Here is a 13010-nt window from a genome sequence, read left to right on the forward strand (position 1 = left end):
CCCGGCTAGGCCGGGTTCGTCCGGTACACCAGCGCGGTGGCGATGGCGGCGAGGCCTTCGGCACGGCCGGTGAGGCCGAGGCCGTCGGTGGTGGTGCCCGAGACGGAGACGGGGGCGCCCGCGGCCGCGGCCAGCGCCTTCTGTGCCTCTTCGCGCCGCTTGCCGATCTTCGGGCGTACGCCGATCACCTGGATGGCGATGTTGCCGATCTCGAAGCCCTCGGCGCGGACGATGCGGGCGGCCTCCGTCAGAAGGGTGACGCCGGCGGCGCCGGACCACTCGGGACGGGAGGTGCCGAAGTGTGCGCCGAGGTCACCGACGCCGGCGGCGGAGAAGAGGGCGTCGCAGGCGGCGTGGGCGGCGACGTCGCCGTCGGAGTGCCCGGCGAGGCCGTCCTCGCCCTCCCACAGCAGGCCGGCGCACCACAGTTCGCGGCCGGTCTCGAAGGCGTGCACGTCGGTGCCGATCCCGACGAGCGGGATCAGGGGCGCGGCGGCGGGGGCCGGGGAGCCCGTCCCCGCTCCGGCGGACTCCTCGGAACCTGCGGAGCTAGTACGCATCGGTGGCCCTCCTGCGGGCGAGTACGGCCTCGGCGAGGACCAGGTCGAGCGGACGGGTGACCTTGAAGGCCTCTTCGTGGCCGGGGACCACCATGACGGTGACGCCGAGCCGCTCCACCATTCCGGCGTCGTCCGTGGCGCCCTCGCCGTCGACGGCGATGGTCTCGTGCGCGCGGACGAGGGTGGCGACGTCGAAGCCCTGCGGGGTCTGGACGGCGCGCAGCCGGGCACGCTCGGGGGTGGCTACGACCGGCTCGGCCTCGCCGGGCGCGCCCGGCTCGACCTCCTTGACGGTGTCGGCCAGCGGCAGGGCGGGCACCACGGCGGGCGAGCCGTCGCGTACGGCCAGGGCGACGGAGTCGACGGTGTCCACGGGGACGAGCGGGCGGGCCGCGTCGTGGATGAGGACGGAGGTGATGTCCGCGGGGAGCGCGGCGAGGCCGGCGCGTACGGACTCCTGGCGGGTATCGCCGCCGGGGACGACCAGGATCTCGGTCCGGTCGGGCAGGGCGTGCTCGTCGACGAGCCGGCGCACCTCGGCCGCACCGTCGGAGGGGGCGACGACGACCACGAGGGAGACGGCCCGGGAGCGGGCCATCGCGCGGACGGCGTGGATGAGCATGGGGGTGCCGCCGAGGGCCCGCAGGGCCTTGGGGGCACCCGGGCCGAGGCGTACCCCGCGGCCGGCGGCCGGGATCACCGCGGCGGTGCGGTGGGGGCGCGATTCGTCAGACATCAGTAGCTCCGAGCCAGGTTTGTGACTTCGGCCGACATGGGTATGGCCTGAAGGGTGCCGGGTGCGACGCCCTCGCCCCTTCCGTGACGACCGGTCGAGCAGGCTGTCCGGACCCGGCACGCCGGTGGAAAAAAGGTATGGGTACAGACATGCCGCAGCGCCCGGCAACAGCCCGCTCGTGGAGGAGAGGGCTTGTCATCGGGCACCGCGGCACAACTGTGTGAACGATGTTTCGCGTCAGGACGCGAGAACTTCGTCGAGGAGGGCCTCCGCCTTGTCCTCGTTGGTGTTCTCAGCGAGCGCGAGCTCGCTCACCAGGATCTGGCGCGCCTTCGCGAGCATGCGCTTCTCGCCCGCGGAAAGCCCGCGCTCACGCTCACGACGCCACAGGTCACGCACCACTTCGGCGACCTTGATGACATCGCCAGAAGCGAGCTTCTCCAGATTTGCCTTGTAGCGCCGGGACCAGTTCGTCGGCTCTTCGGCATACGGTGCACGAAGCACCTCGAAGACCCGGTCCAGCCCGTCCTGGCCGACTACGTCGCGAACGCCGACGAACTCCGCATTGTCCGCAGGCACACGAACCGTCAGGTCGCCCTGGGCGACCTTGAGCACCAAGTAGGTCTTGTCCACGCCTTTGATCTGGCGAGTTTCGATGGCCTCGATCAGCGCGGCCCCGTGATGGGGATAGACCACGGTGTCGCCAACCTTGAACGTCATGTGACAGGTACCCCTTCCGTGGCTATCCAGGGTAACACGAGAACTGACTGTTATGAATGGCGTTTTCGCAGGTCAGGGCACATCTCGGGGCTTGACAACAGCGACACGAACGTGCTGCGGAGGGCTTCCGGAGGGGGGTATTCGCAGGTCGGAGGCGCTGTGCGGACCGGGCGAAAGGGCCACGTTACACCTGGGCGGCGACCCCGTCAGTGTGACGTACGTCCCGTTTTGCCGGTTTCGAAGCCGGGAAACCGAACTACTCCGTTCGACTGGCGGCCACCTGTACGGAGCGGTTCCGGCCCAATCCGGAATTGATCACCGGGGACCGTTCGAAGGAATCCCGGAATTGATCACCCGGGGCCCGGTCCGCGATTTGCGGACGGCACGTGATCGGCAGATGAACGGCACGGGAAGTGCCGAGCGGAAGAGCGGACGGAAGAGAGGGCCGAAGCGCGGCCCGGAGCACGGACGGAATGCAAGATCGCGGGACCCGCGCGGGGCGGCCCGGGCGCTGCGGAGGGTCGGGTGCGGGGGCTGGGCGGCCGGTCGGTAACCTAAGCGCGCTGACACACCCTTAGGGCGGCTTTACCTCGGCCGCTCCGAGACTGCCCACCCTTCCGTTCCGTACGTCCAAGGAGTTGCCGCCGCCGTGAGCCGCAGCCTTCGACGCGGCGCCCTCGCCGCCACCGCCATCGCGTTCTCGATCGCCTCGCTGGCCGCTTGCGGTGCGGGCAGCGACGCGCAGACGCTCCAGATCAAGCCGGACAACGCCGCCGCCACCAAGGGCGACATCAAGATCCAGAACGCGCTGGTGATCACCCAGGGCGAGAAGGACAAGAAGGGCGGCCCCGGCGCCGTCTCGGCGACGCTCTTCAACAGCGGTACCAAGGCGCAGACCCTTGACTCGATCACCCTCCCGGGTGGCAAGGCCAAGGTCACGCTGAAGGCCGCCGAGGGCACCGGCAAGGTCACCGTGCCGGCCCACGGCTCCGTGGTCCTGGGCGGCAAGGGCAATGCCTCCGCCGTGATCGACAACGCCGCGGCGGTGGAGAACGGCAACGCGCAGAAGGTCGTCTTCCAGCTGAGCAACACGGGTGACGTGGAGCTTGAGGCCTTCGTCGTCCCGAACACCGGCATGTACGCGGCCTTCGGCCCGACCGAGGCCCCGATCGCCGCCCCCGGCGCCACCCCGTCGGGCAGCCCCTCCGGCACGCCGTCGGGCAGCCCGTCCGGTTCCCCGGCCACGACCCCGTCGGGTGCCGCTTCCACCGGCCCCTCGGGTTCGCCGTCGGGTTCCCCCTCGCCGAGCGCCGGCCACTGAGCCAGGCGCCACCGCGTACGAAAGGGCCCCCTCCGCTGCGGCGGAGGGGGCCCTTTCGTGTACGGCTGCCGCTACGGCGTGCGCGGCGCGGCCTACGGCTCGAACTTGTAGCCCAGGCCGCGGACCGTCACCAGGTAGCGCGGCGCACCCGGATCCGGCTCGATCTTGGCGCGGAGGCGCTTCACGTGCACGTCCAGGGTCTTGGTGTCGCCGACGTAGTCGGCGCCCCAGACCCGGTCGATCAGCTGCATGCGGGTCAGTACGCGGCCCGCGTTGCGCAGCAGCATCTCCAGCAGGTCGAACTCCTTCAGGGGGAGGTCCACCTTGGCTCCGGCGACGGTGACCACGTGGCGGTCGACGTCCATCCGTACGGGTCCGGCCTCCAGCGCGGCCGGGGTGACCTCCTCCGGCTCTCCGCGGCGGCGCAGGACCGCGCGGATGCGGGCGACCAGCTCCCGCGAGGAGAAGGGCTTGGTGACGTAGTCGTCGGCTCCTATCTCCAGCCCGACGACCTTGTCGATCTCGCTGTCCTTGGCCGTCACCATGATGACGGGCACGTTGGAGCGGCCGCGCAGCTGCCGGCAGACCTCCGTGCCGGGCAGGCCGGGGAGCATCAGGTCGAGGAGGACGAGGTCGGCGCCGTTGCGCTCGAACTCGTCGAGCCCGTCGGGCCCGGTCGCGGCGATGGCGACCTCGAAGCCCTCCTTGCGGAGCATGTAGGACAGGGCGTCGCTGAAGGATTCCTCATCCTCGACGACGAGCACTCGGGTCACGGAAGGACCTCCGGGGCAGGAATGGCTGGTTCTGGTCAGGAAGGCGTGGCGTGGCTGGGTGCGGGTGCGGGCTCCGAGGCCGGGGAGACCGCGGACCCCGAAGCCGGAGCGGCTGCTTCCGGCAGGCGCAGGGTGAACGTGGAGCCCTGACCCTCCGAGCTCCAGACGGACACCTCCCCGCCGTGCGAGGCCGCTACGTGCTTCACGATCGCAAGGCCGAGGCCGGTTCCTCCCGTGGCGCGGGAGCGGGCCGGGTCCACGCGGTAGAAGCGCTCGAAGATCCGCTCGCGGTCCTTCTCCGGGATGCCGATGCCCTGGTCGGTCACGGCGATCTCGATCAGGTCTCCCCCGGGTGCCGACACCCTGCGTCCGGCTATGCCGACGCGGGTGCGGGCGGGGCTGTAGTTGACGGCGTTCTCGACCAGGTTTCCGAGGGCTGCCGCGAGCTGTCCGCGGTTGCCCCAGACGCGCAGGTCGGCGGTGCCGCCCGAAGCCATGGTGATCTGCTTCGAGGACGCCGTGTGGCGGCAGCGGTCGATGGCCTCGGCCACGAGCGTGTCCACCCGTACGGGCTCCGCGTCCTCAAGCGGGTCGTCGTTCTGTACCCGGGAGAGGTCGATGAGCTCCTGCACGAGGCTGATCAGGCGGGCGGCCTCGATCTGCATGCGGCCGGCGAAGCGGCTGACCGCCTCGGGGTCGTCCGCGGCGTCCATGACGGCCTCGGACAGCAGGGAGATCGCCCCCACCGGGGTCTTCAGCTCGTGCGAAACGTTCGCGACGAAGTCGCGCCGCACGGCCTCGATGCGGCGGGCCTCGGTGAGGTCCTCGACCAGGAGCAGAACCAGCCGGGAGCCGAGCGGGGCGACGCGCGCCGAGACCGCGAGGGCCTCGCCGCGGCCGGTGCCGCGCCGGGGCAGGTCGAGCTCGACCTGGCGTATCTCCCCGTCGCGGCGGGTGTCGCGGGCCATGTGGAGCATGGGCTCGACGGCCAGCTTGCCGCCGCGGACCAGCCCGAGGGCGTACGCGGCCGAGCTGGCCTTGACCACGGCATCGCCCTCGTCGAGTACGACGGCGGAGGATCGGAGCACGGAGAGGACGGTGTCCACACCGGGCGGGAGCACCGCGTTGATGTCCGGGCGCATGGAGCTCCGGGTGGGGCGGGCCTGGTCGCGCTCGCTCCAGCGGAACGCCAGCATCGCGATCACACCGGTGCAAAGACCGGCGATCGCTGCAGCTGCGGCGACCGCCGCGTTCACGTCCATGCATCCAGGTTAAGCAGGCACAACGGCACTTCCACAGCCGTTCGGGTGGCACCTCGAACAGTCGTCGCCCAGAGTTCACCGTGACGACGGGGCTGATTCACTTGTGATGCCGGAGTCGGACGCGTTTGCGGCCGAACGTGTCAACGTGGGGCATGAGGCCGCCCCGGCCCGGCCCATGGGGCAAGAGGCAGTAGGCAGTAGGCAAGAGAGGGACAATCCATGCGTGACGCGTACCACGAGGAACTGGACTCGATCGGGGAAGGCCTGGTCGAGATGGCACGGCTCGTCGGTTCCGCGATCGGGCGGGCCACGACGTCCATGCTCGACGCCGACCTGAAGCTCGCCGAGAGCGTCATCGCCGCCGACCAGAAGGTCGACGACCTCCAGCACGACCTGGAGGCCCGCGCGATCGCGCTGCTGGCCCGCCAGCAGCCGGTCGCCACCGACCTGCGCATCGTGGTGACCTCGCTGCGCATGTCCGCCGACCTGGAGCGATCGGGCGACCTGGCCCAGCACGTGGCGAAGCTGGCCCGGCTGCGGTTCCCGGACACCGCCGTACCGCGGGACCTGCACGCGACCATCCTGGAGATGGGGCAGCTGGCGCAGCGCCTGATGGCGAAGGCGGCCGAGGTCATCATCACGAAGGACGTCGACCTGGCCCTCCAGCTGGAGCAGGACGACGACGAGATGGACCAGCTGCACCGCACGCTGTTCCAGCACCTGATGGACGACCGCTGGAAGCACGGCATCGAGACGGCGGTCGACGTGACCCTGCTGGGCCGCTACTACGAGCGCTTCGCGGACCACGCGGTGTCGGTGGCCAAGCGCGTCGTCTACCTGGTGACGGGCGAGCACGCGGACGAGCTGCAGGCGCCGACGCAGGTCGAGGGCGTCTGAGCCGTTCTGCCCCAGTGCGCCGTTGACGCGCCGGTGTGGCTGGGCATGAATGAGGGCGAAGGCACCACGACGCCACGCACGCCGCCTGCGAGGAGGATCCATGCCCGATTCCCCCGTCCCCATCACCCCGGACCACGAGCAGCAGCCCCGGCCTGAACCGCTGCGGCTCCCCCTGCTCGCAGCCTGCGGCTGCGGCTCGGGCTGCGGCTGCGGCTGCCAGTCCGGCGCACCGTGCCAGTGCGGCGGCTGATCCCGCCGACCCGGCATACCGTATGTGAAGGGCCCCGTCCGAACCCGTCGGCCGGGGCCCTTCGCGCGGGAGCCGGGCCCGCTCAGGACTTGCGGCGGCTCTTGGCATCGGCCTCCGCCATGGCCTCGGCCTCGGCCTCCTCCAAGGCGATGGCGAAGCCGAGTGCCTGCGCGATGTGCCCCGAGGCCGACATGACGCGGGCCGTGCCCACGACAGGGGCGATCGCGACGAGCACGTCCTGGATCTGCTCGGCGCTCAGGTCGACCTTGGCCGCGGCACCGATGTGGGCGAGGTAGGAGACCGGCGGCGCATCCATGGCCACGAGTGCGGCGATGCGGGTCAGGATGAGCGTGCTGTCGTCCATGCCGCACCGCTCGATCGAATCGAGGGTCATCGCGGCGAGGGTGTCGAGGACCGGCGTGTCGGAGGTCTTGGCCATGTTTCGGACCGCCTATCGGTACGTACGGAGCCCACGCGCGCAACCCGGGACCACCGGCCTCCGCGTGTCGGCGATTGCCCTTCCACCGTAGGGCCGGCCCGGCTCTCGCGCGCGTTGGTCCGTTCGGGGCCCCCGGCTGCGCTCGCGCGGGAGCGCCCCGCGGTGCGTGGCCGCGGGGCGCCTTGTGGGGTTCAGTCGATCCTCTCCCCGTTGTGCGTACCGCCCTTGCAGAGGTTGTCCGTCAGATCTGCCACTCCGCCGCCCTGCTCGCACTGAGAAGGGGTGACGTAGGTCGGGGCACCCTGTGCGGTGGCGGCGGTGGCTGTGGCGGCGCCTGTGAGGCCGAGTCCGGCGAGGGCTGCCGTGGCGATGACGGCGGCGAGGATTCGTCGAATGCGCATTTGGTTTCCCTTTCACGGATTGCCTCGGTTGGGGGCACTAGTCAGCTTGATGTTCACCCATCTGGGTGGCACGTCACGTTGGGCCATTCGGGTGACAGTGATGTCGGGTGCGGGGTCGGTGACGCGACCTGTCGGACAGGCCCCGGCCGGGCAGGAACCCGGGCTTCTCCTGCCCCGGCGCCGCAGGTTGGCGTGGTGGTCCTGAGCCGCCGGTTCGGCGCTGTACCGCCGCTTCATCTCCGCCGCGAGTTCACGGCTGACTACGAAGTGGTTGTCCGAGTTCAGAGGTCCCAGGACGCGAAAATGCCCCCCGCCCGCGCCGTATGCGCAGGTGGGAGGCATGATCGCAAAACTTACTTCTTCTTGCCCTGGTTCTTGACGGCCTCGATGGCGGCCGCCGCGGCGGCCGGGTCGAGGTAGGTGCCGCCCGGGTTGAGGGGCTTGAAGTCGGCGTCGAGCTCGTACGCGAGCGGGATGCCGGTCGGGATGTTCAGGCCCGCGATGTCGGCGTCGGAGATGCCGTCGAGGTGCTTGACCAGGGCGCGCAGGGAGTTGCCGTGCGCGGCGACCAGGACCGTGCGGCCGGCCAGCAGGTCCGGGACGATGCCGTCGTACCAGTACGGCAGCATGCGGACGACGACGTCCTTGAGGCACTCCGTCTTCGGGCGCAGCTCCGGCGGGATGGAGGAGTAGCGCGGGTCCTCGGACTGCGAGAACTCCGTACCGTCCTCAAGGGCCGGCGGCGGGGTGTCGTACGAGCGGCGCCACAGCATGAACTGCTCCTCGCCGAACTCGGCGAGGGTCTGGGCCTTGTCCTTGCCCTGGAGCGCACCGTAGTGCCGCTCGTTCAGGCGCCAGGAGCGGTGCACCGGGATCCAGTGGCGGTCGGCGGACTCAAGCGCCAGCTGCGCGGTGCGGATCGCGCGCTTCTGGAGCGAGGTGTGCACGACGTCGGGGAGCAGGCCGGCGTCCTTGAGCAGCTCACCGCCGCGGACCGCCTCCTTCTCGCCCTTCTCGTTGAGGTTGACGTCCACCCAGCCGGTGAACAGGTTCTTCGCGTTCCATTCGCTCTCGCCGTGGCGGAGGAGGATCAGCTTGTACGGTGCGTCGGCCATGCGTACGAGCGTAGTGGACGCGCGGGGGCGCTTGCGTTCGGTGTCCACGGCCTGGGAACTGCGGCGGAACGGCCTTGGAGCGGGCGTCGATTGACGGTGCGCGTCAATCCGGTGGCCTTCGAAGACCTCTCCCCCGTACGGTGCGGTGAGCAGGAGAGCCACTTACATCGCCGGGGGGATTCCGTATGTCCGTTGCCAGTCTCAGACGGGCGGCGCGCGAGAGCGTGGCCGGCCTCCCCCGCGAGTTCTGGTGGCTGTGGACCAGCACCCTGGTGAACCGGCTCGGGGCCTTCGTCGCCACCTTCATGACCTTGTACCTGACCGTGGACCGGGGCTATTCGGCCTCCTTCGCGGGACTCGTGGTGGCCCTGCACGGGCTCGGCGGGGTGATCTCCTCGCTGGTCGCGGGGGTGATGACCGACCGGCTGGGCCGGCGGCCGACGCTGATGGCGGCCCAGGCCTCGACGGCGTTCTCGGTCGCGCTGCTCGGTTTCATGGAGCATCCGGCGGCGATCGCGGCGGTGGCGCTGCTGGTCGGCATGACCTCGAACGCCTCGCGCCCCGCGGTGCAGGCGATGATGGCCGACATCGTCCGGCCGCAGGACCGGGTCCGGGCCTTCGCGCTGAACTACTGGGCGATCAACCTCGGCTTCGCGGTCTCGTCGACGGTTGCGGGGTTCGTCGCCGAGTACAGCTACCTCGCAGGGTTCCTCGGCGAGGCGGCGCTGACGCTGGTCTGCGCGGTGCTCGTGTACGTGAAGCTGCCGGAGTCGCGACCGGAGCGGACCGCCGCGGAGCAGGCCGCCGCCGCACCGGAGATCGGGCTCGGCGCGGTGCTGCGGGACGGGCGCTTCATGGGCGTGGTCGGGCTGTCGTTCCTGATCTCGCTGATCTTCACGCAGGGGTCGTTCGGACTGCCGCTGGCCATGGGCGCGGGCGGATTCTCCACGGGGGACTACGGCCTGGTCATCGCGGTCAACGGGGTGCTGATCGTGCTGCTGCAGATCCCGGTCACCCGGTTCATCGAGAAGGGCGACCCGCAGAAGCTGCTGGTGGTCTCGGCGCTGCTGGCCGGGTACGGGTTCGGGCTGACGGCCTTCGGCGGGTCGGTGTGGAGCCTGGGGCTGAGCGTCTGCGTGTGGACGCTGGCGGAGATCATCAACTCGCCGACCCAGATGGGCCTGGTCGCCCGGCTCTCCCCACTGCACGGGCGCGGCCGCTACCAGGGCATGTACACGATGTCCTGGTCGGTGGCCGCGCTGGTGGCTCCGCTGATGGCCGGGTTCATGATCGACCGGTGGGGCCCGGGCTGGCTCTGGGCGTCCGTGGCGCTGCTGGGCACCGTGGCGGCGCTGGGCTACTGGCTGCTGATGCGGAACCTGGCGCGGGGCGAGCCGGCGCCGGTGGCCGCGGAACCGGGCGTCGGGCCTGCCGCCGCACCGGACACCACCGCACCGGACACCACCGCCGCGGCTCCGGCCCCGGCTCCCGACCCGGCTCCGTCACCCGCCCCGGCCGCCGTCGACGTCTAGGGCCGGTCCGCCCGCGCCGTACGAGGCTCCCGCGCCCGCGGGGGCCTCTCGGCGTTCAGGCCGGCTTCGTCAGGTGCTTGAAGGCGTCCAGGTTGCGCGTCGGCTCGCCCCGCGAGACGCGCCATTCGTACTCGCGGCGGATCGCGCTCGCGAAGCCCAGCTCCAGCAGGGTGTTGAACGCGCCGTCCGCCGCCTCCAGGACCGTGCCGAGCAGCCGGTCCAGTTCCTCGGGGTTCACCACCGACAGCGGGAGCCGGGCCGCCAGGTAGACGTCGCCGAGGCGGTCGACCGCGTAGGCCATCCCGTACAGCTTGAGGTTGCGCTCCAGCAGCCAGCGGTGGACGCCGGCCTCGTTCTCGTCGGGGTGGCGGATCACGAACGCGTTGACCGACAGCGAGTGCCGGCCGACCCGGATCGAGCAGGTGGTGGACAGCTTGCGCGTGCCGGGGAGCTGGACGACGTACGAGCCGGTCTCGGGGCTCTCCCAGTCGAGTCCGGCCTGGGTCAGCGTGCTCTCGATGATCGCGGCGGTGTCAGCCATGGTGGGAGCGTACGCGACGGCGGTGATCATGCATGGCAGCGGTGTACACGTCCGCCGTGCCGCTCGCCGCGGTGTCCCAGCCGAAGAACTGCGCGTGCCGCGCGGCCTCGGCGCCCATCCGGTCCGCGAGCCCGGGTTCGTCCACGAAGCGCCGCAGCTCCCGCGCATAGTCCACCGGGTCGTGCCCGGGTACGAGGATCCCCGTCACCCCGTCGTTGACGGCGACCGGCAGCCCGCCGACCTCGGCGGCCAGCACCGGCGTACCGGTGGCCTGGGCCTCGATCGCGACGAGCCCGAAGGACTCGTTGTACGAGGGCATGACCAGCACGGACGCGGCCCGGAACCAGTCGGCGAGAGCGTCTTGGCGGACCGGCGGGTGGAAGTGGACGAGGTCGGCGATGCCGAGCGTCGCCGCGAGCTTCTGGAGCCCCTCCGGCTTGGCGAGGCCGCTGCCGCTGGGGCCGCCGACGACGGGGACGAAGAGGCTCCGGCGGAGCGCCGGGTCCCGGTCGACGAGCTCGGCGACGGCGCGCAGCAGGATGTCGGGGGCCTTGAGCGGCTGGATCCGCCCGGCGAAGAGCGGGATGACGGCGTCCTGCGGCAGGCCGAGGCGGGCGCGGGCGGCGGCCCGGCCGTCGCCGACGGTGAACCGTTCCAGGTTCACGCCGGGATGGACGACGGCCACCTTTCCGGGGTCGGCGTCGTAGTGCCGGACGAGCTCCTCTGCCTCTTCGGTGGTGTTCGCGATGAGCCGGTCGGCGGCGGCCACGATCTGGGTCTCGCCGATGACGCGGGCGGCGGGCTCGGGGGTGTCGCCCTCGGCCAGGGCGGCGTTCTTGACCTTGGCCATGGTGTGCATCGCGTGCACGAGGGGGACGCCCCAGCGCTCGGCGGCGAGCCAGCCCACGTGCCCGGAGAGCCAGTAGTGGGAGTGGACGAGGTCGTAGTAGCCGGGCCGGTGGCCGGCCCAGGCCTGCATGACGCCGTGGGTGAAGGCGCACAGCTGGGCCGGGAGCTCCTCCTTGGCGAGGCCTTCGTACGGGCCCGCGTCCACGTGCCGGACGAGGACTCCGGGGGCCAGCTCGACGACGGGCGGGAGGCCGCCCTCGCTGGCGCGGGTGAAGATCTCGACCTCGATGCCGATCGCGGCGAGGCGCTTGGCCAGCTCCACGATGTACACGTTCATGCCGCCGGCGTCGCCGGTGCCGGGCTGGTGCAGCGGTGAGGTGTGCACGCTGAGCATGGCGACGCGGCGCGGCTTGCGGTGGTGGCCGACGGCCGGCAGGCGCAGGCGGGGCGGGTCGTGGCGGGTGCCGCGGGCGGCGGCGATCCGGCCGCCGAGGCGGGACACGTACTGGCTCAAGGGAGCAGTTCCTCTCGCTCGGACGACGGCATGGCGGGGCGGGCAGGGCATGGCGACGGAGCGCACGGGGCGCCCTTCAAGGAGTGCAACCCGAACGGCCGTGTCCCGCATTCCGGGGGGCGATCTTTTTTCTTCGGCGTTTGCTCCGCGGCCTGCCCGCTTGCGCGCTTTTCCTTCGGCGGGGGCGCTCCGCTTACGCTCGGCGCATGTCCTCCCGCGCCACTCCGCCCCCCAGCCGCGCCGGCAGCCCGGGCGGCCGGGCCCGCCCCGTGGGCACGGTGACGCGCGGGACGACGAACCCGAACCGGCTGCGCCGCATGGACCGCTGGATCGCGGCCACGCACGGGGCGGCGCTGCGCCGTGCGGAGGCGCCGGTCGCGGTGGACCTCGGCTACGGGGCCGCGCCGTGGACGGCGGTGGAGCTGCTGGCACGGCTGCGGGAGGCGGCGCCGCGGGTGCGCGTGGTCGGCATCGAGATCGAGCCGGCGCGGGTCGCGGGGGCGAAGCCGTACGAGCGGGAGGGGCTCAGCTTCCGGCACGGGGGGTTCGAGGTTCCGCTGGAGGGCGGGGCCCGGCCGGCGCTGATCCGCGCGGCGAACGTACTGCGCCAGTACGACGAGGAGCAGGTGGCGGCGGTCTGGGAGCGGCTGTGTGCGCGGCTGGCCCCGGACGGGCTGCTCGTCGAGGGCACCTGTGACGAGATCGGGCGGCGCCATGTGTGGGTCGCGCTGGGGCCCGAGGGGGCGCGCACGGTGACGTTCGCGACCCGGCTCGGCTCCCTGGAGCGCCCCTCGGACCTGGCGGAGCGGCTGCCGAAGGCGCTCATCCACCGCAATGTGCCGGGCGAACCGGTGCACGCCTTCCTGCGCGACTTCGACCGGGCGTGGGCGGCGGCGGCCCCGTACGCCTCGTACGGGGCGCGGCAGCGCTGGATCCGGACGGCGCGGGCGCTGGCCGCGGACTGGCCGCTGGCGGACGGCCCGGGGCGGTGGCGGCAGGGGGAACTGACGGTGCGCTGGGAGGCGTTGCGCCCGGCGGGGTGAATGTGGCGCGGCGGGGAACCGGTCGCCGGTGTGGCCCGTTGAGCGTCGGGGACGGGT

General features: G+C 71.7%; 15 protein-coding genes. 5 read left to right on the plus strand and 10 right to left on the minus strand.

What is annotated here, in order from left to right; translation table 11 throughout:
- Positions 1-5: 5 nt before the first annotated feature.
- The 3 genes from ispF to ABTY04_RS23165 form a co-directional block, all read right to left on the minus strand.
- Entirely contained in the window at positions 6-560 is a 555-nt protein-coding gene (gene ispF, locus ABTY04_RS23155) for a 2-C-methyl-D-erythritol 2,4-cyclodiphosphate synthase (RefSeq protein WP_352215268.1), read from the minus strand.
- A complete protein-coding gene (gene ispD / locus ABTY04_RS23160; RefSeq protein WP_352215269.1) occupies positions 550-1296 on the minus strand; it encodes a 2-C-methyl-D-erythritol 4-phosphate cytidylyltransferase in 747 nt (248 codons plus the stop codon). Before ispD ends, ispF begins: the two co-directional genes overlap by 11 nt.
- Positions 1297-1533: 237 nt before the next feature.
- A complete protein-coding gene (locus ABTY04_RS23165) occupies positions 1534-2016 on the minus strand; it encodes a CarD family transcriptional regulator (protein WP_003953493.1) in 483 nt (160 codons plus the stop codon).
- 649 nt (positions 2017-2665) lie between these two features.
- On the opposite strand from ABTY04_RS23165, the gene ABTY04_RS23170 reads away from it, so the two are divergent.
- Positions 2666-3337 (plus strand): copper chaperone PCu(A)C domain-containing protein, encoded by a 672-nt coding sequence (locus tag ABTY04_RS23170; protein WP_352215270.1) that lies wholly within the window; start codon positions 2666-2668, stop codon positions 3335-3337.
- Positions 3338-3429: 92 nt separating this feature from the next.
- Here ABTY04_RS23170 and phoP read toward each other — a convergent pair whose 3' ends face one another.
- Together phoP and phoR are read right to left on the minus strand one after the other, a co-directional pair.
- Complete coding sequence (phoP, locus tag ABTY04_RS23175; RefSeq protein ID WP_466527820.1) at positions 3430-4101, minus strand: two-component system response regulator PhoP; 672 nt, start codon at positions 4099-4101, stop codon at positions 3430-3432.
- Positions 4102-4145: 44 nt separating this feature from the next.
- Complete coding sequence (gene phoR / locus ABTY04_RS23180) at positions 4146-5372, minus strand: two-component system sensor histidine kinase PhoR (protein ID WP_352215271.1); 1227 nt, start codon at positions 5370-5372, stop codon at positions 4146-4148.
- A 219-nt stretch (positions 5373-5591) separates the two neighbouring features.
- Here phoR and phoU point away from each other — a divergent pair, with 219 nt between their 5' ends.
- Positions 5592-6269 (plus strand): phosphate signaling complex protein PhoU, encoded by a 678-nt coding sequence (gene phoU, locus ABTY04_RS23185; protein ID WP_030858619.1) that lies wholly within the window; start codon positions 5592-5594, stop codon positions 6267-6269.
- 100 nt (positions 6270-6369) lie between these two features.
- Entirely contained in the window at positions 6370-6519 is a 150-nt protein-coding gene (locus ABTY04_RS23190; protein ID WP_266665998.1) for a hypothetical protein, read from the plus strand.
- Positions 6520-6601: 82 nt separating this feature from the next.
- Here the strand turns inward: ABTY04_RS23190 and ABTY04_RS23195 are convergent, their stop codons facing one another.
- From ABTY04_RS23195 to ABTY04_RS23205, 3 genes are all read right to left on the minus strand, one after another.
- A complete protein-coding gene (locus ABTY04_RS23195; RefSeq protein ID WP_352215272.1) occupies positions 6602-6958 on the minus strand; it encodes a carboxymuconolactone decarboxylase family protein in 357 nt (118 codons plus the stop codon).
- Between the two features lie 191 nt (positions 6959-7149).
- Positions 7150-7359 (minus strand): hypothetical protein, encoded by a 210-nt coding sequence (locus ABTY04_RS23200; protein WP_352215273.1) that lies wholly within the window; start codon positions 7357-7359, stop codon positions 7150-7152.
- Between the two features lie 353 nt (positions 7360-7712).
- Complete coding sequence (locus tag ABTY04_RS23205) at positions 7713-8474, minus strand: phosphoglyceromutase (protein ID WP_352215274.1); 762 nt, start codon at positions 8472-8474, stop codon at positions 7713-7715.
- 185 nt (positions 8475-8659) lie between these two features.
- On the opposite strand from ABTY04_RS23205, the gene ABTY04_RS23210 reads away from it, so the two are divergent.
- The gene (locus tag ABTY04_RS23210; RefSeq protein ID WP_352215275.1) at positions 8660-10006 is read left to right on the plus strand and encodes an MDR family MFS transporter; all 1347 of its coding nucleotides are present in this window, start codon (positions 8660-8662) and stop codon (positions 10004-10006) included.
- A 55-nt stretch (positions 10007-10061) separates the two neighbouring features.
- Here ABTY04_RS23210 and ABTY04_RS23215 read toward each other — a convergent pair whose 3' ends face one another.
- Together ABTY04_RS23215 and mshA are read right to left on the minus strand one after the other, a co-directional pair.
- A complete protein-coding gene (locus ABTY04_RS23215) occupies positions 10062-10547 on the minus strand; it encodes a type III secretion system chaperone family protein (RefSeq protein WP_352215276.1) in 486 nt (161 codons plus the stop codon).
- Positions 10540-11910 carry a D-inositol-3-phosphate glycosyltransferase gene (gene mshA / locus ABTY04_RS23220; protein WP_352215277.1) on the minus strand — a complete coding sequence of 457 codons (1371 nt, stop codon included), beginning with the start codon at positions 11908-11910 and terminating at the stop codon, positions 10540-10542. The genes ABTY04_RS23215 and mshA overlap by 8 nt, the downstream gene beginning before the upstream one ends.
- A 206-nt stretch (positions 11911-12116) precedes the next feature.
- On the opposite strand from mshA, the gene ABTY04_RS23225 reads away from it, so the two are divergent.
- Positions 12117-12953: a class I SAM-dependent methyltransferase gene (locus ABTY04_RS23225; protein ID WP_352215278.1), complete on the plus strand. Its 837-nt coding sequence runs from the start codon at positions 12117-12119 to the stop codon at positions 12951-12953.
- Positions 12954-13010: the final 57 nt, after the last annotated feature.

The organism is Streptomyces sp. NPDC097981, from assembly GCF_040302565.1.
Lineage (GTDB): Bacteria > Actinomycetota > Actinomycetes > Streptomycetales > Streptomycetaceae > Streptomyces.

Bases quoted from the DNA above. Each gene is read 5' to 3' on its own strand.
- ispF (WP_352215268.1), bottom strand. From the start codon at position 560: ATGCGTACTAGCTCCGCAGGTTCCGAGGAGTCCGCCGGAGCGGGGACG.
- ispD (WP_352215269.1), bottom strand. From the start codon at position 1,296: ATGTCTGACGAATCGCGCCCCCACCGCACCGCCGCGGTGATCCCGGCC.
- ABTY04_RS23165 (WP_003953493.1), bottom strand. From the start codon at position 2,016: ATGACGTTCAAGGTTGGCGACACCGTGGTCTATCCCCATCACGGGGCC.
- phoR (WP_352215271.1), bottom strand. From the start codon at position 5,372: ATGGACGTGAACGCGGCGGTCGCCGCAGCTGCAGCGATCGCCGGTCTT.
- phoU (WP_030858619.1), top strand. From the start codon at position 5,592: ATGCGTGACGCGTACCACGAGGAACTGGACTCGATCGGGGAAGGCCTG.
- ABTY04_RS23190 (WP_266665998.1), top strand. From the start codon at position 6,370: ATGCCCGATTCCCCCGTCCCCATCACCCCGGACCACGAGCAGCAGCCC.
- ABTY04_RS23195 (WP_352215272.1), bottom strand. From the start codon at position 6,958: ATGGCCAAGACCTCCGACACGCCGGTCCTCGACACCCTCGCCGCGATG.
- ABTY04_RS23200 (WP_352215273.1), bottom strand. From the start codon at position 7,359: ATGCGCATTCGACGAATCCTCGCCGCCGTCATCGCCACGGCAGCCCTC.
- ABTY04_RS23205 (WP_352215274.1), bottom strand. From the start codon at position 8,474: ATGGCCGACGCACCGTACAAGCTGATCCTCCTCCGCCACGGCGAGAGC.
- ABTY04_RS23210 (WP_352215275.1), top strand. From the start codon at position 8,660: ATGTCCGTTGCCAGTCTCAGACGGGCGGCGCGCGAGAGCGTGGCCGGC.
- ABTY04_RS23215 (WP_352215276.1), bottom strand. From the start codon at position 10,547: ATGGCTGACACCGCCGCGATCATCGAGAGCACGCTGACCCAGGCCGGA.
- ABTY04_RS23225 (WP_352215278.1), top strand. From the start codon at position 12,117: ATGTCCTCCCGCGCCACTCCGCCCCCCAGCCGCGCCGGCAGCCCGGGC.